Origin of the sequence: Ectobacillus ponti (genome assembly GCF_024294785.1) — a bacterium.
Lineage (GTDB): Bacteria > Bacillota > Bacilli > Bacillales > Bacillaceae_G > Ectobacillus > Ectobacillus ponti.
Genome location: NZ_JANCLT010000001.1, coordinates 125,900 through 149,035, shown reverse-complemented (window position 1 = coordinate 149,035; position 23,136 = coordinate 125,900). Strand labels below are relative to the sequence as shown.

Sequence of the window (23,136 nt, the reverse complement as noted above, 5' to 3'; positions counted from 1 at the left end):
TCATGTCACGGATTCATGCGGAAAGGACGGAGAGGAAATGAGAAAATGTGCCGTATTCTTATTATGCTGTGGTGTCAGTATGCTTGGTGCTTGTTCAGGCGGACAGTCGTTGAAGGAAGCAGGCCTGGTGGCGAGTGCAAATACAGCGAAGGAAGTCACCTATAATCCAGTGCCGTTGGCTAAGGCAAAAGAGGCCCTGCCATTCTCATTTCAGGCGCCATCCTTTTTGCCCTACACGTCTTCGGGGGATACAAAGGCAGTCATCCGCAAGGGAGGCGCATCGGGCAAAGAGCAAATTGTTTTGAATGTAAAATATAACCGCTCGGACGGGCAAGACAGCCGCTACGTGGAGCTGACTGTAGCCAATTTTGAATATAGCATGCAGTTGGTTCAGCAGAAGCTGTTCGATGAAGCCTTCACTCTGTCAGACGGCACGCAAGTATATTATAAGGGGATAAAAGAGGGCGGAGATGAGTTTGCCACCTTAACCTGGAAGAGGGGGAGCATGGATTATCAGCTGCTGTACCGAAATGTCCGGGATCAGGATAATAGTGCGGTAAAGCAAGCGCTGCTGCAGGTCGCCAACAGCATGAAAGCATAAGAGCGCAAAGAACTGCAGGCGGTCATCTCCCTGAAAAAAGCCGGAAGAGAAGCGCTCTGAAGCTTCTTCACAGCAAAAAAGAAAGTCCGCAGACTTTCTTTTTTTGCTTTAATCCTTCTTTCTGACCTTGCCGGACCACGTGCGGAATCCACCCTGCAACTGATACATGCTCTTATAGCCCTTGCGCTTTAGAAACTGGCCGGCGCGGCCTGTACGAATGCCGTTCTGGCAATACATATACACAGGCTGGTCAGCACGGATTTCCTTATAGCGCATCCGCAGCTGGGAGAATGGAATGTTGCGGGAGCCGAGAATATGGCCTGCTTTATATTCATCCGGCTCACGGATATCAATCAGCTGCGCTTTACGGTAGCCGGCGCGGAATTCTTCTTCTGCAAGCGGTTGAACCAGCTTGCGCTGATAGAAGTACATTGCCACAGAATAGGCGATGAACGCAACAAGGATGACAAGGAAGATGATAAGATTCATCACGGTGAAATCGACCCCTTTTTTCATATCTACCTTACCTATTATAACGGTGTGGACAAGCAATGCAATAAAGATGGGAGAATTTTCGTTTCTTTTCACAAACAGCAGTAAATTTGATAGACTAGGTTACGTATACATTTTTGGAAGTCAGAGGTGCAGTATGGAAAAGGAAAAATGGAGCTACATCAACTCCGGCAAGTGCTCGCCGTCTTATAATATGGCCTTGGATGAATGCCTGCTGAACTGGCAGAGCGAAAAGCTCATGCCGCCGACCATCCGCTTCTACGAGTGGGAGGTGCCTACGCTTTCAGCCGGGTACTTTCAGCGTGTCGCGAAGGAAATCAACATGGAAGAAGTGAAAAAGCGCGGCTTTGGCTTTGTGCGCCGCCCGACCGGCGGAAGAAGCGTGCTCCATGACCGGGAGCTTACATATAGTGTTATTGTGTCTGAAGATCATCCGGATATGCCAAGTACGGTCACAGAAGCATATCGCGTAATCTCGCAAGGGCTGCTGTATGGATTTCAGTCACTGGGCTTGGAAGCGTATTTTGCGGTTCCCAAAACAGACAAGGAGCAGGATGAACTGCGGAATCCGCGTTCAGCGGTTTGCTTTGATGCACCGTCCTGGTATGAAATTGTGGTGGAGGGCCGGAAGATTGCCGGCAGCGCCCAGACACGGCAAAAGGGCGTGATTTTGCAGCATGGCTCTGTGCCGCTGGAAATTGATCTGGATACCCTTTATGATCTGTTCTTATTCCCGAACGAGCGGGTAAAGGAGCGGATGAAGTCCATGTTTTCCTCCAAGGCGGTCGCCATCAACGAACTGACAGACCGTACCTTCACAATGGAGCAGCTGATTGAAGCCTTCCACGCAGGATTTGAAAAAGGGCTGGGCGTGGAGCTTGTTCCGTATGAATTGACGGCGGAGCAGCAGGCTGAGGTTGAAGTGCTTGCGAAGAGCAAGTATGAAAGCGATGAATGGAACTACAAGAGATAAAAAGAATGCCCCCGGCGCCGGCCGGGGGCATTTCTTGCATCAGCAATGCTTTAAAGGAGATGTAACAGTTTTTTTGGATCAATGCCTTTTTCCTTCAGTTGGCGAAGACGCTGTACAGCATCCATTATGTCTGCATCCAGTGTGAAGGAAACGCCCTGCTCACGCAGTTCATCCGTCAAGGCTTCTATGGAATCATCCAGGTCAAGCCCAAGGCTGTAATCCAGGCAGGCCCCCTTTGCCTTATCGAGAAGACGATCGTATTTCTGCTGCAGTGCTGACCGCACAGCTTCCCGCTCGCTTGCCTGCTGCAGGCTGGCTGCTGTGACAGTCGGCTGCGGGCTGGTTTCCACAGCAGGGGCAGACTGCGGCTTTGCTTGTGTCGCTTGTGGTGCCGGGGCAGGCTGCGGCTTAGCCGGCTTATGCTCTTCCGCTTTTGGTGCAGGCTCGGCTGCAAGCTCAACCCGGTCCTTTGGTGCTGCGATTTCTTGGGCAGGGGTATGTACGGGAGCCAGTGCATTCTCTTCCTGGGCTGCTTCTCCTTGCTTATCCTTGCTCCACATGACCCGCTCAATCTGCAGCGTCACATTATTCTTTTTCATTTCGGTAAGCATGACTTTGCCCACTTCCGCTTTGCCGGTGAAGTCCACAATTTTATAAATGACACTGCGGTTCCAATCCACCTTGCCGCTTAAAAACAACTCTTCATTGGACTTTGGATGAAGGCCCTCTATTTTAATTTCGGCATTGACGCCATTTTCACTGTATACCATGATCAATGAGGCCGAAACCTCTTCGTCCGCGAGCATCAATTCCCGAGCCATTTTGCCAGTCCGTACTTCCGCTTTTTTCTTGAGCGACATTCCATTTCCCCTCTCATCTGTTCGTTGTATAGTATTCCGAATAGTAAAAGTCTCACGAAAAGATATATTACCGAGAAGAAAAGCGATAAGTCAATCATTTGCTTCTTTATTTTATTTTTTTCTCGGTCATTTATGTTCGGCGCCGTGCTGTCAATTTAGCCCACTATAAAGACGGCATTTGCACAGCGCGAACGGACGGGAGCCGAATCCCCTCCTCGTGGAGTTTTTTTGCCATAATAAATTTAGCTTCTTGGGAAGCCCGCAAATAGTAAATATCCTGCACAGTCGCGGCAATGGAGAAGCGATAGCCGAACGGCGAGGCATCGAGGGAGGACATTCCCCAATAATGATACATTTCCACGGGCTCGCCGCTGCCGTCGCGCAGGAAGTACTCCATTTGCAGTTCATTCAGCTCGGCACAGACTGATTCGAGCAGCAGCCGTATCCGCAGCGGATCTTCCTGAAAATCGGTGATGACACTTTCAAACACGCGGCGGCGTTCCATATTGCCATTGACGATTTTTCGGACTTCTCCGTTTGGCACAATCATCAGCTTGCCGTCGACCAAGCGGATGGTCACTACCCGAAAGCCAAGGTCCTCTACTGTTCCCGCCAATTCATTGTTGACAGAGACGAAATCGCCCTTCTTTAATTGTCCCTCAAACAAGAAGAAAAACCCGTGCAGAAAATCTTTGATGGCGGACTGGGCGCCAAAGCCCACAATCACCCCGATTACACCGCCGGCAACCAGAACGTGCTGCAGGTCCACAAAGGGTGTGATTGCGACAAGCAGCACGATCAGAAGGGTTGCGTACCGGGATGTATTCTTGACAACAGTTTCAATGGTTTGCTCCTTCTTCTCCTCCAAAAAGCTGGTCCGCTTGAAGAATTGATGCAGAAAGCGCTGAAGCACAAAGAAGGCCGCGGATACCCCCGCCAACGCCAAAATAATAGTCAGCGCATAGGATGAAAAGGTGAAATGCTCAGGAAATATCTTTTGGAGCATGTGAAATCCTCCTTTAGTATGTATGGTCTCCAAGGATATAGCATTACAAAGAAAGAACAAATTGACAAGAATTTTCTCGCGGGTGTTACAACCAGCCCTTTTTACATAACATCCCTGTCCATGGAAATTCTTCATTGCCGGCAAAGCTGCTTCTCCGCTCATACTAAGCAGGAGAATACATCAGGAAAGAGGTGATGGGCATGAAGCCGTTTATGCCAAAGCTTGTATACTTTGAACCGGAGGCACTGAACTATCCGCTGGGCAAGCAGCTGCACGAGAAGTTTACAGAAATGGGGCTTGAAATCCGCGAAACAACCTCCCACAACCAAATTCGGGACTTGCCGGGGGAAAATGACCTGCAGAAATACCGCTATGCAAAATCGACATTGGTGGTGGGCGTCCGGCGCACCTTGAAATTTGATACATCCAAGCCGTCAGCGGAATATGCCATTCCGCTTGCGACAGGCTGTATGGGACATTGCCATTATTGCTACCTGCAAACGACGCTCGGCAGCAAGCCGTACGTTCGTGTGTATGTGAATATTGATGAAATTTTTGCGCAGGCCCAAAAATATATGGATGAGCGGGCACCGGAAATCACCCGTTTTGAGGCAGCCTGTACGTCCGATATTGTTGGGATCGACCACCTCACGCATGCGTTAAAGCAGACCATCGAGTTTATTGGCCAAACAGAATTTGGCCAGCTTCGTTTTGTGACGAAATACTCCCATGTGGATCATTTGCTCGATGCCAAGCATAATGGGAAGACGCGCTTTCGCTTCAGTGTGAACTCCCGTTATGTCATTAAAAACTTTGAACCGGGCACGTCTCCGTTTGAGGACCGCATTGAAGCGGCGCGCAAGGTGGCGCAGGCAGGGTATCCGCTGGGCTTCATTGTTGCGCCGATCTATATGCACGAGGATTGGGAGGCTGGATATTTAGAGCTGTTTCAGCGTTTGCATGCCTCTTTGAAGGATATGGAGCTCCCAAACTTATCTTTTGAAATGATCCAGCACCGGTTCACCAAGCCGGCTAAGAAAGTCATTCAGCAGCGTTATCCGAACACCAAGCTGGAAATGGATGAAGAAAAACGGAAGTATAAGTGGGGGCGCTACGGAATCGGCAAATATGTCTATCCGACGGAAGATGCCGCGAACCTGGAGCGCACCATCCGTTCCTATATTGAAGAGTACTTCCCGCATGCAGAAATCCAATACTTCACATAATGGAGACAGCGTTTTCCGGTTCTTCCCTTGTCAGGGCGGATGTTCTGTTGTATCATTTTAATGATTGCATAGAGCGGGTCTTGAGAGAAAATGAATTGGATGGAGGAACCTGATGCCTACTCCTAGCATGGAAGACTATATAGAGCAGATTTATTTATTGATTGAGGAAAAGGGATATGCGCGTGTATCCGACATCGCAGAAGCGCTGAGTGTGCATCCGTCTTCGGTGACAAAAATGGTGCAGAAGCTGGACAAGGATGAATACTTAATATATGAGAAATACCGCGGGTTGATTTTAACGACAAAGGGCAAAAAAATCGGGAAGCGCCTTGTATACCGCCACGAGCTGCTCGAGCAGTTCATGCGTATCATCGGGCTGGATGAAAGCAAGATTTACGGAGATGTGGAAGGGATTGAGCACCACCTCAGCTGGGAAGCCATTGACCGCATTGGCGATCTCGTGCAGTACTTTGAGGAGGATCCGGCCCGTATTACAGCCTTGCGCAACGTGCAAAAAACAAACGAAGAATAAACCTGATGAACCAGTGGGATTTCACTGGTTTTTTATTTTTTTGTATATAAATTTTTGTGTTTTCTGTATATAATGAGGTTGATATACCGCTGAAGGAGCAGTGTGCAGATAACTGACGAAGCGAGGCGGTATCTGTATAATAGAGCAGTTGAGACAACCAAAGGTGCATGGATATACAGCATGAGGAAATCATGCCGGATGACGGGCGAAACCCCTCACGATGGTGCGTACAGGCAGAACAAGGACTCTCCCGATTTGGGGGAGTTTTTTTAAAAAAGATAAAGGTGCGCGGGTTTCCGGAGGGCTGGCGGAAGCTTGCCCCAGTCAAGTTTGTGTTGGCAGGAGATTTCTTTCCGGGCCATGAGCAGATGTTTTCAGTTTCACACAGCAAAGGGGGAGCAGGATGAAACAGGCGGCGGATTGGGTTAGCAACAAGTATGTGGAAGTATCGGCGCAGGAAAGCTTGCGGGAGGTAATCCGGCGGCTTTCCGGGCAGCGGGGCGCAACAGCCGTGGTAATGGATGAGAATGGGCAGCCAGCCGGCCTGCTCTGCAGGGATGACCTGCTGCAGGCTGCAGGGGAAGAAAAGCTGGACGAAACGGCTGTGGATATGATGAGGCCGGTGCAGAAGGTATCGCCGAGTTTCCCGGCGGCAGAGCTTCCCGGTTTCGGGGGACAAGCACTGCTTGTGGCCGATGAGGCGGACAGCATCATCGGCATACTCGGGGAACAGGAGCAGCTTCGGTCTGCCATGGCGCAGATGAAGGCGGACAAGGAAGAAGCGGATAATATGCTGAAGATGCTCCGGACCGTACTGCAGGCCGCGTACGAAGGTGTTGTTGTAGTCGATGTGGATGGCATCATCCGGGAGTTCAACCAAGCCTATAGTGATTTTACCGGTGTGCCGATTCGGGAGGCGATCGGCCGGCACGTAACGGAGGTCATTGACAACACCCGGCTTCATATCACCATCCAGACCGGCATCCCGGAACGAAGCTCCATTCAAAATATTGTGGGGCAGGAAATGGTCGTGCACCGCATCCCGATTTGGCGGGAAGGACACGTGGTCGGGGCCATCGGCATTGTCATTTTCCAGGGTGTATCCGAAATTTACAGTATGCTGAACCGGCTTCAAAGCTTATCTCAGGCGGTCGCTGTCGGCAAAAAACAACCGCTGCTGAAGGAGGAGCAGCCGGCAGCTGCGGAGGTTCATGGCTTTGACGGCATCATCGGCAAGAGCGCTTCTTTGGCGGCCATTAAACGCATCGCGATGAAAGCTGCAAAAGTGCCTTCCACCGTTCTCATCACCGGAGAAAGCGGCACAGGAAAAGAGGTTTTTGCCAAAGCGATCCACAGCGCAAGCCGGTATGCATCCGGCAATTTTGTGGGGGTGAACTGCGCGGCCATTCCGGAGCAACTGCTGGAGGCGGAGCTGTTCGGCTATGACGAAGGATCCTTTACCGGGGCAAAGAGAGGCGGAAAAGCCGGCAAGTTTGAGCTGGCGCATAATGGCACCATCTTTCTGGATGAGATTGGCGATATGCCACTGTATATGCAGGCAAAAATTCTGCGTGTGCTGGAGGAGCGGGTGATTGAGCGGGTTGGCGGGGTGAAGCCAAAGCCAATAAACGTCCGGATTATTGCTGCCACGAATAAGAATCTGGAGGAAATGGTGAAGGCAGGAACATTCCGAGAGGACTTATTTTTCCGCCTGAACATTATCAGAATCTGCATTCCGTCGCTGCGGGAGCGGAAGCAGGACATCCCTGAGCTTGTCTCTTGCCACCTGGAACGGATTTGTAAGCTGTTTCAGATGGATCGGAAGGAGTGTACGCAGGAGGTCATGAAGCTGTTTATGGACTATTCATGGCCCGGCAACATCCGGGAACTGGTCAATGTGCTGGAAATGCTCGTCGGGCTTGTCGAGGGCCCTGTCATTCTCCCGGCCCATCTGCCGGCATATCTTCTGGACAGAAAAGAAACAGCCCACGCGGTGCAGGAGGAGGGCGAGGGAGACTGGAAGCAGCAAATCAAGCAGCAGGAAGGCGAGCGACTCCGTCAAATTTTAATAGAGGAACGCGGGAATAAAACAGCGGCGGCGAAACGTTTGGGTATTCACCGTTCCACTCTCTATGAAAAGATGCGGAAATATCATCTTGTGTCGGATTAAGATGTGTCGGGTTTGTGTCGGATGTATGTCGGATTTTAGTGTCGGATTAGACGTTAATCCGACATTTTTTGCGTGGAAGAGGGAACACGGCTAAATAGAATTGAGTTAATATTTCAAGAATTTAAGTAAATAAAGCTGGATTATATGCCAGAATAGACAGTATTTGCTGACTATTTAGAATAAATATATCTATTCCCTCCATTTTTGGCATGCTGCTTGCTTTATAGAAAGACGACAGCACTTATGCTCATATCAATCAAAGGGGGAATACGATGTCGACTTATCAACTGTTAATGCCGGGGCGCGTGTTGTATGGCAAAGATTCGTTCACAGAAGTAGGAAATGTTGCGCGTTCTTTTGGCAGTAAAGTTTTGATTGTCAGCGATCCGATTATGGAGAAGATCGGCAACGTGGCACGCTGCGAGCAGCTCATCCACGAAGCAGGCTTATCTTCGGCAAAGTATACAGGGGTGGATACAGAGCCGACGGACATTCACGTGCAGGAAGCGCTGGACGTTTGCCGGCAGGAGGCATGTGATGTCATCGTGGCGGTTGGCGGCGGCAGCTGCCTGGATACAGCGAAAGCAGTGGCAGTTCTGATGACAAATGGGGGGCACATTCGTGACTACGCCAGCAATCAAAAGCTGTTTGCCGAGAAAGCGCTTCCTTTAATCGCAGTTCCGACGACGGCCGGGACAGGCTCTGAGGTGACAAAGGTTACGGTTATCATTGACACCGTGTATGATGTCAAAATGATGCTGCCACAGCCGGAATTGCTGCCGGCTGCAGCTATTGTCGACCCGGTTTTGACCTTGTCCTGCCCGCCGTCCGTAACAGCGGCAACAGGCGTGGATGCACTGTGCCATGCAATTGAGGCATATATTTCCCGCCGGGCGCAGCCGGTGACAGACATGTTCGCCTTACAGGCCATTGAACTGCTGATCGGCAATTTACGCAAGGTATACACAGACGGAAACGACCTGGAGGCGCGGGAAAACATGGCGCTTGGCTCCATGCTTGCGGGAGTGGCCTTCTCAAACGCATCCGTTACGCTTGTGCACGGCATGTCCCGCCCGATTGGCGCCATGTTCCATGTGCCGCATGGGGTATCCAATGCCATGCTGCTGCCGGCTGTTCTGGAGTTTACGAAGGAAAGCGCTTTGGTTCGGTTGGCTGTCATAGGCCGGCTGATTAAACCGGAATTGCAGGGGCAGGCAGATGCAGATGTGGCGGAAGCGGTCATCGCGGAAGTGAAGCAGTTGTGCCAGGATCTGCAAATTCCGAACATGAAGACATGGGGAATCGACAAGGACCGCCTGGAGCAGGTTGTGGAGAAGATGGCAACAGATGCCCTGGCAAGCGGCAGCCCGGGCAATAACCCGCGTGTGCCGACGCATGAAGAAATTGTAGCCTTGTACCATGTTTGCTATGACTATGATTTCAGTTTGTCTAATACAGTAGCTTTGTAATCGGGGATTGGGGGAACGAGTGTGGATTTGTTCGTTATTATTTTAGCGTTAGGCCTTCTTATGTTGATTGCGTACCGCGGCTTTTCCGTTATTCTCTTTGCGCCGCTGTGTGCGTTGCTTGCTGTCATTTTGACAGAACCAAACTACGCCCTGCCGTTCTTCTCCAACATTTTTATGGAGAAGATGGTTGGCTTCATTAAGCTGTACTTCCCGGTATTCCTGCTGGGGGCGATTTTCGGCAAGCTTGTAGAAATGTCCGGCCTGGCTGCTTCCATTGCCAAGACAATCGTGCAGTTTGTCGGCGCCAAGCGTGCTGTGTTGGCAATTGTATTAATGTGTGCAATTCTGACTTACAGCGGCGTGAGCTTGTTCGTAGTGGCCTTTGCTGTGTACCCGTTTGCGGCAAACCTGTTCCGTGAGGCAAACATTCCAAAGCGTCTGATTCCTGGTACGATTGCCCTTGGGGCGCTGTCCTTTACAATGGATGCGCTGCCGGGAACACCGCAAATTCAAAACGTAATTCCGACAACGTATTTTAAAACAACGATCTATGCTGCTCCGACACTTGGTGTCATTGGCGCCATCTTCGTATTCGTTCTGGGTATCGTATACCTGGAGTCCCGTTCGAAGAAAGCAAGAGCTGCCGGGGAAGGTTATTACGGATTTGGAAATTCACAGGAAGAAATGGCTGCAGCCTTGCAAGAAGCGCTTCCTCAATCTGCTGCGCCGGAAGTGGAAATCAGCAAGCTTCGGCAGGCACTGGCTTTTGTGCCGCTCATTCTGGTAGGCGTGATGAACAAATTCTTTACGTTGAATCTTCCAAAGTGGTATCCGAACGGCTTTGATTTCTCAAAAATCGGCCTGAAGCAGTTTGCAAAGGTAGAACTGTCTGCAGTAGTGGGCATTTGGTCTGTAGAAATGGCACTTGTCATCGGTATTTTGGCAACGCTTGCATTTAACTTCAAGGGAGTCATGCAAAACTTCCAGACAGGCTTGAATGCCAGCATCGGCGGTGCGCTGCTTGCCGCAATGAACACCGGCTCCGAGTACGGCTTCGGGGGCATTATCTCTGCTTTGCCTGGCTTTGGTGTAGTTCGTGACGGCATTTCCCATACCTTCACCAATCCATTGGTGAACGGGGCGGTCACAACAAACGTCCTTGCCGGCATCACCGGTTCCGCTTCCGGCGGGATGGGGATTGCCCTTGCTGCCATGGGCGAGAAATACGTGGAGGCAGCTTCTAAATATGGCATCCCGCCAGAAGTTATGCACCGTGTTGTAGCAATGGCATCCGGTGGTATGGATTCTCTGCCGCACAACGGTGCTGTTATCACTTTGCTGGCGGTTACAGGATTGACACACCGTCAAGCATACCGCGATATTTTTGCAGTCACCGTCATCAAGACGATTGCCTGCTTCTTCGTCATCGGCGTATACAGCCTGACAGGACTTGTATAATTTATAGAAGGATAGAGGGAGGAACTAGACATGACAACAACTACAGTACAAACATTGAAAAACTACATCGGCGGCCAGTGGGTGGAAGCTGTTTCCGGGCAAACGGAGGTTGTGCCAAACCCTGCAACAGGAGAAGCCTTGGCGTACGTTCCAATCTCCAGCAGAGAAGACCTGGACAATGCGGCGGCAGTAGCCAAGGAAGCATTCCGTACATGGAGCAAGACACCGGTTCCGCGCCGCTCCCGCATTCTCTTTAAATATCAGCAGCTGCTTGTGGAAAATTGGGAAGAGCTTGCCCGCCTTGTAACCTTGGAAAATGGCAAAAGCTACGAGGAAGCATATGGCGAGGTGCAGCGCGGCATCGAGTGTGTTGAGTTTGCTGCGGGGGCACCAACGCTTATGATGGGCAGCCAGCTGCCTGATATTGCAACAGGCATTGAATCCGGCATGTACCGGTACCCAGTCGGCGTGGTTGGCGGCATTACACCGTTTAATTTCCCGATGATGGTGCCGTGCTGGATGTTCCCGCTGGCCATTGCTTGCGGCAACACATTCGTGCTGAAGCCATCTGAGCGTACACCGCTTCTGGCAAACCGTTTGGCGGAGCTGTTCACGGAGGCAGGTCTTCCGGCGGGCGTGCTGAACATCGTGCACGGTGCGCATGATGTGGTAAACGGCATTCTGACACACCCTGACATCAAGGCTGTTTCCTTCGTAGGCTCCCAGCCGGTTGCTGAGTATGTGTACAAGACAGCGGCAACTCACAGCAAGCGTGTACAAGCACTGGCTGGCGCAAAGAACCATTCTATTGTACTGCCGGATGCCGATCTGAATAATGCAGTATCCAACATCATCGGGGCCGCCTTCGGTTCTGCGGGCGAGCGCTGCATGGCGTGTGCTGTTGTTGTTGCGGTAGGCGATGTGGCTGATGAGCTGGTAAGCCGTCTGGTGGAAGCAGCTGAAAATATTAAAATCGGAAATGGCATGGACAACGGCGTATTCCTCGGTCCGGTCATCCGTGACTCCCATAAGGAGCGCACGATCAAGTACATTGAAACAGGTGAGCAAGAGGGTGCGATTCTCGTTCGTGATGGCCGTAAGGATGCAGCGACAAGCGGACAAGGCTACTTTGTCGGCCCGACAATCTTTGACTGCGTACAGCCGGGCATGACGATTTGGAACGATGAAATCTTTGCGCCGGTGCTGTCCATCGTGCGTGCGAAGGATCTGGCTGAGGCAATTGAAATTACAAACCGCTCTGAGTTTGCCAACGGTGCTTGCCTGTACACAGACAGCGCGAAGGCTGTGCGCCAGTTCCGTGAAGATATTGACGCAGGTATGCTCGGCATCAACCTGGGTGTGCCGGCTCCAATGGCCTTCTTCCCATTCTCCGGCTATAAGAACTCCTTCTATGGAGATCTGCACGCGAACGGCAAGGACGGCGTAGAGTTCTATACCCGCAAAAAAATGGTGACAGCCCGCTACTAAGAAAAGCGGAACCGGCTCGTTCTCCCTGGCGGTGGGCTAGCCGGTGTAGCTGGACATCAAGAAAAGCGGAACCGGCTCGTTCAGCCCACAGAAGGGAGGTTCTCCCTGGCAGTGGGCTAGCCGATATAGCTGGACACCAACAAAAGCAGAGGGACTCGCCCGGCTTCCAGAAGGGCAAGAAAAGATTGGAGGAGACTGGTCCTCCCTGGCAAGCAAGGAAGAAACAGAGGCAGGGAGCTGAATGAGGCCCCCTGCCTTCTGCATGAAAGAGGGATTGGAATGGACTACTTTTCGGAGCTGAAAGGCCAGAAGGTGCTGGTTACCGGCGGCAGCAAAGGCATCGGCAAGGACATGGCCCTTGCGTTTGCCCGCCTCGGGGCAGATATCGTGATTACCGGCAGAGGAGAAGCGGCCCTGGCGGAGGCTGTTGCCGAGCTGCAGCAGGTGCATGGACGTTGCTCGTACATTGTGGCTGACATGCAGGATGTGGAACAGGTCTATAGGATGGTGGACGAGGCGGCGGACCGATTGGGCGGCCTGGATATTTTGGTGAATAATGCCGGAGTCAATATCCCAAAGCCGGCCTTTGAAGTGACAGAGGCAGATTGGGACAGTGTGATCGATACGAATTTGAAAGGCACCTTTTTCTGCGCCCAGCGCGCCGGCCTTCACATGAGCAGGCGGCAGCGCGGCCGCATCATTAACATTGTCTCGCAGATGGCGTTCGTCGGCTACATCAAGCGGGCCGCCTATTGCTCCAGCAAAGGAGGAGCGGTGCAGCTGACGAAGGCGCTGGCCATCGAGTGGGCGAAGCTGGGAATTCGCGTGAATGCGGTGGCCCCGACCTTTATTGAGACGGAGTTTACGGAGAGAATGTTTGCGGACCAGGCATTCTATCAGGATGTGCTGAGTCGCATTCCGATTGGCAGCCTGGCGCAGCCGTCAGATGTGACGGGGGCTGTGCTGTATTTGGCATCAGATTTGGCAGGGTTTGTAACGGGCGAAACAATTCGTGTGGACGGAGGCTGGACAGCGATATGATGAGAGAACAACTGGCTGTATTAGGCTGCGGCACAATGGGCCATTCCATTGCGTTGGCGGCGGCTATGACCGGATTTGAAACGATGGTTTGGGGAACAACGGAAGCGGATATCGTCCGCGGGCAGACGGGCGTTGCTGAGAAGCTGGCGGTGCTGCAGGCGCATGGCTTTTTCCCGGCGGCTGAAATCGCAGAAATTCAGAAGCGCGTTACCTTTACGCTGTCACTTGAGGAGTGTGTGGCGGACCGGACTTTTATCATTGAAGCGGTGCCGGAAATTCTCGAACTGAAGCAGGAGCTGTACGAGAAGCTGGATGTGCTGTGTCCGCCTGATGTGATTTTGGCCAGCAATACATCAGGCCTCAGCCCGACGGCGATTGCAGCCCGGATGGAGCGCCCGGAGCGGATGGTTGTGACGCATTTCTGGAATCCGGGCCATCTTGTGCCGCTGGTGGAGATTGTAAGGGGAGAACGGACGGGAGAGGGAGCTGTGAAGCGTTCTTTGTCTCTGCTGCAGCAGATGAAGAAGCAGCCGATTGTTGTACAGAAGGATGTCCCGGGCTTTATCGCCAACCGCCTGCAATATGCGCTGCTTCGTGAAGCCCATGCCTTGTACGAGCAGGGCGTGGCAAGCGCGGAGGAAATCGACATCGCAGTGCGCTACAGCATCGGCCGCCGTTTATCTGCCACAGGGCCATTTATGAGCGCGGATATGGGCGGTCTGGATGTCATCCATACAATTTCCTCCTATCTGATTCCGGACTTGAGCACGCAGCCGTCCCTGCCGAGCATGGGCCAACTGGTGGCAGAAGGGAAGTACGGGCAGAAAAATGGAGCAGGCTTCTATGAGTGGACACCAGAGCTGCATGAGCGGATGAACAGCGAGCGGGAAAGTGAATTGATTCGTCTCTTGAAGCAGGATTTTGAACGGGAGCTCGTATAAAGGCTGTTTTCATCGCCACCCTTTTCTACAGAAAAGAACCGCGCATTCAAAAGGATGCGCGGTTCTTTTTTTTGCTTTTCTTGCCCTCAATGACCGTAAGGTGCGTGGATTTTCGTTTCTTTTTCAAGCCTGCGGCGCTGCTTTTGCGAAGCTTGCTTTCGGCTGCCCGCTTGATGGATAGAGGTGTTACGTTTTGCTTGGCATATTTGCGCTTGGATTGCTTGGCGGCACGGTTGTAGGAAGCTCTTGTATCAGCCGAAGATCCGGAATTGGAAAACAGTCGATACAGCCAGTAAAACGCACCTAACACAATGCCGATCGTCAGCAGATTTCCCAGCAGTTTCCCTGGGTTGGTGATGAGGTACGAAACGAATTGGAAGGCTGCCAGCCCCATCACTACAACAAAAAGGACGAAAGTTAATGAGCGACCGTTCATTGAATACACCTCCTAGAGAAAAACAAGTATGAAATGTTATATGTGTATCATTCATTTCTCTCCAGACGAAGCAGCTCTTGAAACGAGGAAATGGCCACCTCCACTTGCTCATCCGTCGGCTCTTTGGTTGTCAGCAGCTGCAGCCACAGCCCTGGATAGCCGAGCCAGCGCAGCATAGGGACATTGCGCACGAGGTTCGTCATCTGCAGCACCTCAAATGAAATGCCGAGAACAATAGGAATGAGCAGAATGCGGGATCCGACCCGCAGCCAGAGCGGTTCTGTCGGGACAAGAAAATAAATAAACATGCCGACGATGACAGTAAAGAGAATAAAGCTGCTGCCGCAGCGGTAATGAAGCCTTGTTTGCTGCTGTACGTGCTCTACCGTGAGAGGAGCATTGCTCTCATAGGCATTGATTACTTTATGCTCTGCGCCATGATACTGAAACACCCGCTTGATCAACGGGGTGAGCGATACGAAATAAATGTAAGATAGTAAGAGAACGAGCTTAATAAAGCTTTCCAATACAATTTGTGCTGCATCCGAGGCAAAAACGGGGCGTGCGAGAGCTGCCAATAATGCCGGAATTGCCGAAAACAGGATTTTGCCGAATAAGAAGGACAGTACCCCAAGGGCAGCCACTCCCAGCACCATCGCTGCTTTGGGCGTTTCCTTCTCCTTCTTGGCCGCAAGGGCTGCATCGTCCCCCGGGTCCACATCATATCGCTCTGACGCAAACTGCAAGTGCTTGGAGCCTGTTGCTGAAGCGTACAGGATGGCGGCAATGCCGCGCAGAAACGGAATCCGCTTCAAGACCTCGAGGATGGGGTGCTGTGTGCGGGGCACACGGTAAAACTCGATGGAAGCGTCCTTTCTGCGAATGGCTGTAACAGTATATTCTCTGCCGCCGAACATAACTCCTTCTACTACAGCCTGACCGCCATAGATTTGTTTCATTTCTCCTGCCATACATGCACCAACCTGTGTCGTTTTTCTTCATTTTAACGGTAGAACTTGCTTTCTGACAAGGAAAACGGCAAAGCTTGGCAGGACGTCTCTTTCTGTTATCGCCAAGTTTTTTTCATTCTAAACAACATGTTCCGCCAGGCTTTCGGACATACTAACAGGCGGGGTGAGAAAAAATGGAAAAACAAAAGCGGCAGAGGCCGAATTCCTTTATGAAAAATGTGGTGAAAATAGGCTTGTTCGGTGGTATTTTCTGGGGACTTGTATGGTACTTGCTGCATATTTTCTCATTTACAGAGGTCGGGCCAAACTATTTGCTTATGCCGCTTGCACTCGGCAGCTGGAAAGAGGGCATGTGGGGACAACTGGGCGGTGTTGCAGTCATGGGGCTGTTTTCCATCGGGACTGCCATCCTGTACGGCTTGTTTCTGAAAAAATTTCAAGGTGTGGTCCCGGGCATTCCATACGGCCTTGTGTGGTGGGGGCTGGTTTTCTTTGTAATCGGCTCGTTATCTCCCGTTCTGAAGAATGCTCTGCAGCTTCCCAAGGAGACAGTTATCGCGACAATCTGTATTTTTATCTTATATGGTGTGTTCCTGTCCTATTCCGTGTCCTACGAGGCGCTTGAAGAAAATCAAGGCGGCCTGAGATAGGCGGAAAGGCTGCGCCGAGATACTCATGAGAGCCCGGTCAGTATACTGAAACATGTCGAATCTGGGTTCTGTACACCAAGTATTTGAAATGTTAAAATATAGATAGTCCTACTTTTCAGATTGCTTTGGCCAAATGCGAAAGTACACGCTCGTTTGTGAGCAAGCATCAGAAAAATAGAACGTACGCCCGATGGCCGTATGGCTGAGGGCGTAGCGGGAATTGGCATCCCCATTGAGGATCAGGCAGTTTTGCAGCCTTCTCATAAAGAGAATCCCGCCTGCGTGAGCCGCGGGAGCATGCCACAGGATAGAATGTTCAATGAACATTCTTTTTTTGCGAGAGCATACAAAACAAGGGAGGGCTTATTTTGGACAAGCTGCAAGCATTGCGGGCTTCCTTCGGGCAGGCGGGCATTGATGGCCTGCTGATTACAAATGGCTATAATCGTACATACATGACCGGTTTTACAGGCACAGCCGGTGTTGCTCTCATTTCGGCGGACCGCGCTCTGTTCATCACGGACTTCCGCTACATGGAGCAGGCGGAGAAGCAGGCTGCCGGCTATGAAATCGTCCAGCATACAGGGTTGATTTCAGAAGAGGTGGCGAAGCAGGCGAAGGAACTCGGAATTGGGAAGCTTGGCTTTGAGCAGGACAGCCTGACATACAGCGAGTATCAGGTATACAAAGGCCAGGCAGAAGCGGAGCTTGTCCCTGTTTCCGGTCTGGTGGAAAAGTTACGCTTGATTAAGACACATGATGAGATTAAGATATTAAAGGAAGCGGCACAGATTGCCGATGCAGCCTTCTCTCATATCTTGACATATATCAGCCCGGGACGTACGGAGCTGGGGGTGTCAAACGAGCTGGAGTTTTTCATGCGCAAGCAAGGCGCCGCATCTTCTTCCTTCAATATTATTGTTGCCTCCGGCTATCGCTCCGCGCTGCCGCATGGGGTAGCCTCCGATAAGGTGATTGAGAAGGGCGATTTTGTGACGCTTGACTTCGGGGCATATTATAAAGGATACTGCTCTGACCTGACACGGACAGTGGCAGTGGGCGAGCCGTCCCCGGAGCTGAAAAAGATATATGAAATCGTGCTGGAAGCGCAGCTGCGCGGTGTGAATGGCATACGGGCCGGCATCACCGGAAAGCAGGCGGACGCACTGACACGCGATTACATAACAGAACAAGGATACGGACAATACTTCGGCCATTCCACAGGCCATGGCATCGGTCTGCAAATCCATGAAGGCCCAAGTCTCTCTGTGCGCTCTGACATGCCGCTTGAACCGGGCATGGTGGTGACAGTGGAGCCGGGTATTTATGTTCCGCAGCTCGGCGGCGTCCGGATTGAGGACGACGTGCTGGTGACGGGCGAAGGCAACGAGATTTTGACAAGTTCTCCAAAGGAACTGATCATTTTATAATTCAGGAGGAAGCTTCATGATTTCAGTAAACGATTTTCGTACAGGCTTAACAATTGAAACAGACGGCGCGATCTGGCAGGTTATTGATTTCCAGCACGTAAAGCCGGGTAAAGGTGCGGCATTCGTCCGCTCCAAGCTGCGCAACCTGCGTACAGGCGCGATTCAGGAAAAAACATTCCGTGCCGGTGAAAAAGTAGAAAAGGCGCACATTGAAAACCGTCGCATGCAATACCTGTATGCAAGCGGCGATGCGCACGTATTCATGGACAACGAAAGCTATGAGCAAGTAGAACTGCCTGCAAAGCAGATCGAGCGCGAGCTGAAGTTCCTGAAGGAAAACATGGAAGTGTACATCATGACGTTCCAAACTGAAGTGCTTGGCGTAGAGCTGCCAAATACAGTTGAACTGAAGGTTGTGGAAACAGAGCCGGGCATTAAGGGTGACACTGCTTCCAACGTGACAAAGCCGGCTACTATGGAAACTGGCCTTGTCGTACAGGTGCCAATCTTCATCAACGAAGGTGAAACACTGATCATCAACACAGCAGAATCCCGTTACGTATCCCGTGCGTAATGGCAGGAAGCCGCAGGAGCTTAACTCCTGCGGCTTCTTTTTTTGTGATAGGAGAGGTGGATGCTCGTAGCCGGTGTCTGGGCTTATTTGCTCCGTTCTGCGGCTGGCCCTCAATCTGCCGCTGTTTCATTGAGAAATCAGAATAGTACATATTTTCTGTGCGGTCTCTTAAAATAGAAGTGAAAGCGGGGGATGGGATGAAGCGTGAATATGAAATTATGATTGCGGCCCCGGCCGCCGGGGTGTTCCAGTGGCTGACGGACGGAGAACGGATGAAGAAGTGGATGGACGGGCTTGAATCGTTCACCTACGAAAGGAAGGGGGATTTCCTGGAGGGGGCAGCTTTTCAGCAAACCATGCGGCTCCCTGTTTCGCAGGTGACCTGGAATGGGACTGTGACGTCTTACCGGGAGAATGAGGAGCTGGGGCTGTCGCTGCAGGCGCCGATGTTTTCCTTGCAGCTGCGGTACGTGCTGCACGAGCACAGGGGGCAAACGCTCCTGCAGCAGCAGTGCCATATGCAGACAAGCGCCTGGATGGGAGTCATGCTGCCGATGGTGTCAGCCTTTTGTGACATGCTGTTTCAGCAGCAGCTGCAGAAGTTGAAAACATGTGTGGAGAGAGCTTAAGAGCTCTCTTTTTTTGTTGCTTTGAAAAAGCGGATGGGAGTTTTTGAGGCAGATTCGCAACAGAGCCGGGCATACAGACGTCTGGAATGCTTCAGATGCCGGCGCTCTATTTATAGGGAATGCAGGCCGGCCCTCCCCTTCTGTGGGCGGAACGAGCCGGCTGCGCTTTTCTTAGTGTCCAGCTCCGTCGGCTAGCCCACTGCCAGGGAGAACCCGTCACCATAAAAGGCAAAAAGCGCCTTTTAGGAGCCGGAACCTCCCTTCTGTGGCCTGAACGAGCCGGCTGCGCTTTTCTTGGTGTCCAGCTCCGTCGGCTAGCCCACTGCCAGGGAGAACCCGTCACCATAAAAGGCAAAAAGCGCCTTTTAGGAGCCGGAACCTCCCTTCTGTGGCCTGAACGAGCCGGCTGCGCTTTTCTTGGTGTCCAGCTCCGGGGACTGGCTTCCTGCCAGGGAGAACCTCCGGCACAGAGAGACAAAAAGCGCCTCTCAGACCGGAGAACCTCCCTTCTGGAAGCCTGGCGAGTCCCCTGCGCTTTTCTAGTCATGAAATGGACAGCCCCGGCATATCGTGGTACAAATGTACTCTTTTTGCAGACGAGGGAAGGTGAAGCAGTGAAGCAGTGGTTGACGGGAATAGAGGGCGCGGTGCTGGCGATGGCTGCGCTCCGGATTTTTTCAGGCAGTGTGGAAATTATCGCAGCGCTTATTATGCTGTACTTGAATGATGCGAAGAAGGCGCTTGTCGTAAATGGCATGCTGGCTTTTGTCGGTCCGACGGTGCTGATTGTAACGATGTCCATTGGGATTTTAAGCGTGGCACAGGAGCTGTCCTTTCTGAAACTGTTTTTTCTTGTGCTTGGCATCGGCTGCATTTTTATCGCCATTTTCAAATAGAAAACAAGTATAGGGAGAAGGCCATGAGAGAAGCATTGGAGATTTTGCCAAAAGAAATGCAAAATGCCCTCCGGCAGGTGCCTGCTGAGGGGCTGGAGGAAATCCGCATCCGGCTGCAGCGTCCGCTGGAATGCCTTGTGCGGGGAAAGCCGCATTTTGTAGATTATCTGCCGAACGCCGAAGACGCCATGTATATGTTAAATAAGCTGAGCCACTATTCCATCTACACGATGGAGGAGGAGCTGAAGCGCGGCTATGTGACGCTCCGGGGCGGGCACCGTGTCGGGCTGGCCGGCAAAGTCATCACTGAAAAGGGCAGCGTCAAGCTCATTCGAGATGTCACCTCCTTTAATATCCGGATTGCCCGGCAAAAGCTTGGCATTGCCGAGCCGCTCCTGCCATATGTTTATAACGGAAGATGGCGGAACACAATGATCATCGGCCCGCCGCAGACGGGGAAAACGACATTGCTTCGGGATGCTGCGCGGATTATGAGTACAGGCACTGCAAGCATCCCTTCTGCAAAAGTCGGCATTGTCGATGAACGCTCGGAAATCGCCGGCTGTGTTAAGGGTGTGCCACAGTATGAGCTGGGCATGCGTGCGGATGTGCTGGATGCCTGTCCGAAGGCGGAAGGCATGATGATGCTGATTCGTTCGATGAGTCCGGAGGTGCTGATTGTGGACGAGGTGGGCCGTCTGGAGGACAGTGAAGCCATTCTTGAAGCTGTGCATGCCGGGGTGCAGCTGTTCGTTACCGCTCATGGACATGCTTACGAGGATTTGTGGAAGCGGCCGTCATTGCGTTCGCTGCTGGAGCAGGGCGTGTTTGAACGATATATAGAATTGAGCCGGCTGCATGGGCCGGGCACAGTTAAGGCCATCAGGGACGAGCAGGGCCGCCCTTTGCCGAAGGAAAGTGTGGTGCGGGCATGATCAAGCTGATGGGAGCGGTTCTGATTGTCATCGCGACCACCTGGGTCGGGTTTCAGCTGGCCAAGCGGTATAGTGAGCGCCCGCGCCAGCTGCGGCTGCTGAAGTCAGCCTTGCAATCGCTGGAAGCGGAAATTATGTATGGCCACACGCCGCTGCGGGACGCCGCACAGCGGTTGGCCAAGCAGATGCCAAAGCCGCTGTGCTGGTTTTTTGAGACCTTTGAGGCTGAGCTCTGCAAGGGGGAGAAAACGGTGCGCGAAGCCTGGAATGACAGCCTTGTGCAGGTATGGAAGCTGACGGCGCTAAAGAAAACAGAGCTGGAGATTTTGCAGCAGTTTGGCGAAACGCTTGGACAGCATGACCGGGATTCGCAGCAAAAGCATATTCGTCTTTGCATCACGCATCTCGAACGGGAAGAGGGCGAAGCGAAGGATGCCCAACTCCAGTATGAACGTATGATGAGAAGTCTTGGCGTGCTGACAGGGCTGCTCATCGTCATTTTGCTGCTATAGGGGGAAAGCAGGTATGTCCATTGATGTAGGGTTAATCTTTCAAATCGCCGGAATCGGCATCATTCTTGCGTTCGTGCATGCCATCCTGAAGGAGCTGAAGCGGGAGGATGTGGCGAACTGGGTCATTCTTGTGGGCTTTGTCGTTATTTTGTTTCAGGTGGCCATGCTGCTGAACAACCTGTTTGACAAAATTAAGAGCGTTTTTTTATTCCATTAAGGGGGCGATGGCGATTGAGATCTTGCAAATTGTCGGTCTTGGGCTGATCGCCACCTTCCTGGCAGCGGTGCTCAACCAGCAAAAGTCCAGTATCACCTCGTTGTTTATTGTGTTTGTCGGCAGCGTAATGTTCCTCATTTTGATTGACCAAGTCAGCGCCGTGCTGCAGATGATTGAGCGCATTGCGAAGCAGGCGAATGTAAACAGCATCTATGTAGAAACACTTTTGAAGATTATCGGAATCGCCTACATCGCGGAGTTTGGGGCACAGGTGACAAAGGATGCGGGACAGGGGGCCATCGCCTCTAAAATTGAACTGGCGGGCAAGCTGCTGATTCTGGTGATGGCCATCCCCATTCTGACTGTTGTGATTGAAACCATTCTCGGGTTTTTGCCGAAATAAGGGGGAGAGCTTGTGCGGGATATAGGGACAAAAGCGCTGCTCATCTTTCTCTTGTTTTTTTCTTTGCCGCATTTGGTACAAGCCTCGCAAAAAAGCGAAGCTGTGCCGGATGCCGCCGTGAATCAGCAGCTGGAAAAGCTCGGCGTGGAGGAAATCAAGAAATATTGGGATGACGTGCTGACGAAATACGGCGGCTATCTGCCGGAGAGCCAGAAGGGGAGCTTCATGGAGTTTGTGAAGGGAGACAAGCAGCTGTCTCTGCAGGAATGGTTTAAGGGACTTGTCAAATATTTATTTCACGAGCTGCTGGCGAACAGCAAGCTGCTCGGCACGCTGATCATGCTGACCGTATTCAGCGCGCTTTTGCAGTCGCTGCAGTCGGCGTTTGATAAAAGTGGGACAGGCAAGATTGCGGATGCCGTAGTATACCTGGTGCTCATTGTTTTTGCTTTAAACAGCTTTTACGTGGTGACGACGTATGCAAAGGAAACCATTCAAACCATGATCGATTTCATTCTGGCGCTCGTGCCGATCCTGCTGGCCCTGATTGCAACAGGCGGCGGCGTCGTATCGGTCTCGTTCTTCCATCCGGTCATTGTGTTCTTGATGAATACGAGCGGCATGCTGATGAATTATGTGGTGCTGCCCCTGTTATTCCTGGCGACGGTTCTCGGCATTGTGAGCACAATGAGCGAAGAATACAAGGTCACCAAGCTGGCCAAGCTGCTGCAAAATGTAAGCGTCGGGCTCATCGGTATTTTCTTGACGGTATTCCTCGGTGTATTGTCCGTGCAGGGGACAGCCAGTGCGGTTGCAGACGGCATTGCGGTGAAAACGGCAAAGTTTGTGACCGGCAACTTTATTCCGGTCGTCGGCCGTATGTTCACCGAGGCTGCCGACACCGTGCTCAGCGCCTCGGCTCTGCTGAAAAATACGGTCGGCATTGCCGGTGTCGTCATTCTGCTGATCATTGTGGCATTTCCTGCCATTAAAATTTTTGCAGTCGGCTTTATCTACAAATTTGCCGCCGCCGCTCTGCAGCCGGTCGGCAGCGGCTCCATCATTCAATGCCTGGACATTATCGGCAAAAGCATCACGTATGTGTTTGCTTGTCTGGCTATTGTGTCGCTGATGTTTTTCCTCAGCATTACCATTATTATCGCAGCCGGCAATATTACGCTGATGATGCGGTAAGGAGGCGGGGA

The 23,136-nt window shown here is 51.9% G+C and carries 25 protein-coding genes; 20 read left to right on the top strand and 5 right to left on the bottom strand.

Annotated elements, in window-relative coordinates; genetic code table 11:
• Positions 1 to 37 precede the first annotated feature (37 nt).
• The gene (locus tag NK662_RS00835; protein WP_254756394.1) at positions 38 to 601 is read left to right on the top strand and encodes a DNA polymerase III subunit delta; all 564 of its coding nucleotides are present in this window, start codon (positions 38 to 40) and stop codon (positions 599 to 601) included.
• A 108-nt stretch (positions 602 to 709) separates the two neighbouring features.
• Here NK662_RS00835 and NK662_RS00830 read toward each other — a convergent pair whose 3' ends face one another.
• Positions 710 to 1,090, bottom strand: coding sequence for a rhodanese-like domain-containing protein (locus NK662_RS00830; protein ID WP_254757392.1), 381 nt, complete (start codon positions 1,088 to 1,090; stop codon positions 710 to 712).
• 160 nt (positions 1,091 to 1,250) lie between these two features.
• Here NK662_RS00830 and NK662_RS00825 point away from each other — a divergent pair, with 160 nt between their 5' ends.
• Positions 1,251 to 2,087 (top strand): lipoate--protein ligase family protein, encoded by an 837-nt coding sequence (locus NK662_RS00825; protein ID WP_254756392.1) that lies wholly within the window; start codon positions 1,251 to 1,253, stop codon positions 2,085 to 2,087.
• 50 nt (positions 2,088 to 2,137) lie between these two features.
• On the opposite strand, the gene NK662_RS00820 is transcribed toward NK662_RS00825, so the two are convergent.
• Complete coding sequence (locus NK662_RS00820; RefSeq protein WP_254756390.1) at positions 2,138 to 2,947, bottom strand: hypothetical protein; 810 nt, start codon at positions 2,945 to 2,947, stop codon at positions 2,138 to 2,140.
• A gap of 163 nt (positions 2,948 to 3,110) precedes the next feature.
• On the bottom strand, positions 3,111 to 3,953 hold the full coding sequence (locus tag NK662_RS00815) for a mechanosensitive ion channel family protein (protein WP_254756388.1): 843 nt from the start codon (positions 3,951 to 3,953) through the stop codon (positions 3,111 to 3,113).
• Between the two features lie 200 nt (positions 3,954 to 4,153).
• Here NK662_RS00815 and splB point away from each other — a divergent pair, with 200 nt between their 5' ends.
• From splB to NK662_RS00775, 8 genes are all read left to right on the top strand, one after another.
• Complete coding sequence (gene splB, locus NK662_RS00810) at positions 4,154 to 5,179, top strand: spore photoproduct lyase (protein ID WP_254756386.1); 1,026 nt, start codon at positions 4,154 to 4,156, stop codon at positions 5,177 to 5,179.
• 112 nt (positions 5,180 to 5,291) lie between these two features.
• Positions 5,292 to 5,711, top strand: coding sequence for a transcriptional regulator MntR (gene mntR, locus NK662_RS00805; protein ID WP_254756384.1), 420 nt, complete (start codon positions 5,292 to 5,294; stop codon positions 5,709 to 5,711).
• Between the two features lie 403 nt (positions 5,712 to 6,114).
• On the top strand, positions 6,115 to 7,881 hold the full coding sequence (locus NK662_RS00800) for a sigma 54-interacting transcriptional regulator (RefSeq protein ID WP_254756382.1): 1,767 nt from the start codon (positions 6,115 to 6,117) through the stop codon (positions 7,879 to 7,881).
• Positions 7,882 to 8,153: 272 nt separating this feature from the next.
• The gene (locus NK662_RS00795; RefSeq protein ID WP_254756380.1) at positions 8,154 to 9,350 is read left to right on the top strand and encodes an iron-containing alcohol dehydrogenase; all 1,197 of its coding nucleotides are present in this window, start codon (positions 8,154 to 8,156) and stop codon (positions 9,348 to 9,350) included.
• A 21-nt stretch (positions 9,351 to 9,371) separates the two neighbouring features.
• A complete protein-coding gene (locus NK662_RS00790; RefSeq protein ID WP_254756378.1) occupies positions 9,372 to 10,808 on the top strand; it encodes a GntP family permease in 1,437 nt (478 codons plus the stop codon).
• A 30-nt stretch (positions 10,809 to 10,838) separates the two neighbouring features.
• Complete coding sequence (locus NK662_RS00785; RefSeq protein ID WP_254756376.1) at positions 10,839 to 12,296, top strand: CoA-acylating methylmalonate-semialdehyde dehydrogenase; 1,458 nt, start codon at positions 10,839 to 10,841, stop codon at positions 12,294 to 12,296.
• Between the two features lie 279 nt (positions 12,297 to 12,575).
• Complete coding sequence (locus tag NK662_RS00780; RefSeq protein WP_254756374.1) at positions 12,576 to 13,337, top strand: SDR family NAD(P)-dependent oxidoreductase; 762 nt, start codon at positions 12,576 to 12,578, stop codon at positions 13,335 to 13,337.
• Positions 13,334 to 14,278: a 3-hydroxyacyl-CoA dehydrogenase family protein gene (locus tag NK662_RS00775; protein ID WP_254756372.1), complete on the top strand. Its 945-nt coding sequence runs from the start codon at positions 13,334 to 13,336 to the stop codon at positions 14,276 to 14,278. The genes NK662_RS00780 and NK662_RS00775 overlap by 4 nt, the downstream gene beginning before the upstream one ends.
• A gap of 46 nt (positions 14,279 to 14,324) precedes the next feature.
• Here the strand turns inward: NK662_RS00775 and NK662_RS00770 are convergent, their stop codons facing one another.
• Positions 14,325 to 14,714 carry an SA1362 family protein gene (locus NK662_RS00770; RefSeq protein WP_254756370.1) on the bottom strand — a complete coding sequence of 130 codons (390 nt, stop codon included), beginning with the start codon at positions 14,712 to 14,714 and terminating at the stop codon, positions 14,325 to 14,327.
• 47 nt (positions 14,715 to 14,761) lie between these two features.
• Complete coding sequence (locus NK662_RS00765) at positions 14,762 to 15,685, bottom strand: DUF1385 domain-containing protein (protein ID WP_254756368.1); 924 nt, start codon at positions 15,683 to 15,685, stop codon at positions 14,762 to 14,764.
• 173 nt (positions 15,686 to 15,858) lie between these two features.
• Here NK662_RS00765 and NK662_RS00760 point away from each other — a divergent pair, with 173 nt between their 5' ends.
• The 10 genes from NK662_RS00760 (at position 15,859) to spoIIIAE (ending at position 23,125) form a co-directional block, all read left to right on the top strand.
• Positions 15,859 to 16,335 carry a YqhR family membrane protein gene (locus tag NK662_RS00760; protein WP_254756366.1) on the top strand — a complete coding sequence of 159 codons (477 nt, stop codon included), beginning with the start codon at positions 15,859 to 15,861 and terminating at the stop codon, positions 16,333 to 16,335.
• A gap of 368 nt (positions 16,336 to 16,703) precedes the next feature.
• Complete coding sequence (gene pepQ, locus NK662_RS00755; protein ID WP_254756364.1) at positions 16,704 to 17,765, top strand: Xaa-Pro dipeptidase; 1,062 nt, start codon at positions 16,704 to 16,706, stop codon at positions 17,763 to 17,765.
• 16 nt (positions 17,766 to 17,781) lie between these two features.
• Positions 17,782 to 18,339, top strand: a complete 558-nt coding sequence (gene efp, locus NK662_RS00750) for an elongation factor P (protein ID WP_254756362.1) — start codon at positions 17,782 to 17,784, stop codon at positions 18,337 to 18,339.
• Positions 18,340 to 18,536: 197 nt separating this feature from the next.
• Entirely contained in the window at positions 18,537 to 18,968 is a 432-nt protein-coding gene (locus tag NK662_RS00745; RefSeq protein WP_254756360.1) for an SRPBCC family protein, read from the top strand.
• A gap of 614 nt (positions 18,969 to 19,582) precedes the next feature.
• On the top strand, positions 19,583 to 19,864 hold the full coding sequence (locus NK662_RS00740) for a YqhV family protein (RefSeq protein WP_254756358.1): 282 nt from the start codon (positions 19,583 to 19,585) through the stop codon (positions 19,862 to 19,864).
• Positions 19,865 to 19,887: 23 nt separating this feature from the next.
• Positions 19,888 to 20,799 carry a stage III sporulation protein AA gene (spoIIIAA, locus tag NK662_RS00735; RefSeq protein WP_254756356.1) on the top strand — a complete coding sequence of 304 codons (912 nt, stop codon included), beginning with the start codon at positions 19,888 to 19,890 and terminating at the stop codon, positions 20,797 to 20,799.
• The gene (spoIIIAB, locus tag NK662_RS00730; protein ID WP_254756354.1) at positions 20,796 to 21,311 is read left to right on the top strand and encodes a stage III sporulation protein SpoIIIAB; all 516 of its coding nucleotides are present in this window, start codon (positions 20,796 to 20,798) and stop codon (positions 21,309 to 21,311) included. Before spoIIIAA ends, spoIIIAB begins: the two co-directional genes overlap by 4 nt.
• A gap of 13 nt (positions 21,312 to 21,324) precedes the next feature.
• Positions 21,325 to 21,528 carry a stage III sporulation protein AC gene (spoIIIAC, locus tag NK662_RS00725; RefSeq protein ID WP_254756352.1) on the top strand — a complete coding sequence of 68 codons (204 nt, stop codon included), beginning with the start codon at positions 21,325 to 21,327 and terminating at the stop codon, positions 21,526 to 21,528.
• A 7-nt stretch (positions 21,529 to 21,535) separates the two neighbouring features.
• A complete protein-coding gene (gene spoIIIAD, locus NK662_RS00720; protein WP_254756350.1) occupies positions 21,536 to 21,931 on the top strand; it encodes a stage III sporulation protein AD in 396 nt (131 codons plus the stop codon).
• 12 nt (positions 21,932 to 21,943) lie between these two features.
• Positions 21,944 to 23,125: a stage III sporulation protein AE gene (spoIIIAE, locus tag NK662_RS00715; protein ID WP_254756348.1), complete on the top strand. Its 1,182-nt coding sequence runs from the start codon at positions 21,944 to 21,946 to the stop codon at positions 23,123 to 23,125.
• Positions 23,126 to 23,136: the final 11 nt, after the last annotated feature.

Coding starts and splice junctions, on each gene's coding strand:
- NK662_RS00835 (WP_254756394.1), top strand. CDS start 38: ATGAGAAAATGTGCCGTATTCTTATTATGCTGTGGTGTCAGTATGCTT.
- NK662_RS00830 (WP_254757392.1), bottom strand. CDS start 1,090: ATGAATCTTATCATCTTCCTTGTCATCCTTGTTGCGTTCATCGCCTAT.
- NK662_RS00825 (WP_254756392.1), top strand. CDS start 1,251: ATGGAAAAGGAAAAATGGAGCTACATCAACTCCGGCAAGTGCTCGCCG.
- NK662_RS00820 (WP_254756390.1), bottom strand. CDS start 2,947: ATGTCGCTCAAGAAAAAAGCGGAAGTACGGACTGGCAAAATGGCTCGG.
- NK662_RS00815 (WP_254756388.1), bottom strand. CDS start 3,953: ATGCTCCAAAAGATATTTCCTGAGCATTTCACCTTTTCATCCTATGCG.
- splB (WP_254756386.1), top strand. CDS start 4,154: ATGAAGCCGTTTATGCCAAAGCTTGTATACTTTGAACCGGAGGCACTG.
- mntR (WP_254756384.1), top strand. CDS start 5,292: ATGCCTACTCCTAGCATGGAAGACTATATAGAGCAGATTTATTTATTG.
- NK662_RS00800 (WP_254756382.1), top strand. CDS start 6,115: ATGAAACAGGCGGCGGATTGGGTTAGCAACAAGTATGTGGAAGTATCG.
- NK662_RS00795 (WP_254756380.1), top strand. CDS start 8,154: ATGTCGACTTATCAACTGTTAATGCCGGGGCGCGTGTTGTATGGCAAA.
- NK662_RS00785 (WP_254756376.1), top strand. CDS start 10,839: ATGACAACAACTACAGTACAAACATTGAAAAACTACATCGGCGGCCAG.
- NK662_RS00780 (WP_254756374.1), top strand. CDS start 12,576: ATGGACTACTTTTCGGAGCTGAAAGGCCAGAAGGTGCTGGTTACCGGC.
- NK662_RS00775 (WP_254756372.1), top strand. CDS start 13,334: ATGATGAGAGAACAACTGGCTGTATTAGGCTGCGGCACAATGGGCCAT.
- NK662_RS00770 (WP_254756370.1), bottom strand. CDS start 14,714: ATGAACGGTCGCTCATTAACTTTCGTCCTTTTTGTTGTAGTGATGGGG.
- NK662_RS00765 (WP_254756368.1), bottom strand. CDS start 15,685: ATGGCAGGAGAAATGAAACAAATCTATGGCGGTCAGGCTGTAGTAGAA.
- NK662_RS00760 (WP_254756366.1), top strand. CDS start 15,859: ATGGAAAAACAAAAGCGGCAGAGGCCGAATTCCTTTATGAAAAATGTG.
- efp (WP_254756362.1), top strand. CDS start 17,782: ATGATTTCAGTAAACGATTTTCGTACAGGCTTAACAATTGAAACAGAC.
- NK662_RS00745 (WP_254756360.1), top strand. CDS start 18,537: ATGAAGCGTGAATATGAAATTATGATTGCGGCCCCGGCCGCCGGGGTG.
- spoIIIAA (WP_254756356.1), top strand. CDS start 19,888: ATGAGAGAAGCATTGGAGATTTTGCCAAAAGAAATGCAAAATGCCCTC.
- spoIIIAB (WP_254756354.1), top strand. CDS start 20,796: ATGATCAAGCTGATGGGAGCGGTTCTGATTGTCATCGCGACCACCTGG.
- spoIIIAC (WP_254756352.1), top strand. CDS start 21,325: ATGTCCATTGATGTAGGGTTAATCTTTCAAATCGCCGGAATCGGCATC.
- spoIIIAD (WP_254756350.1), top strand. CDS start 21,536: ATGGCGATTGAGATCTTGCAAATTGTCGGTCTTGGGCTGATCGCCACC.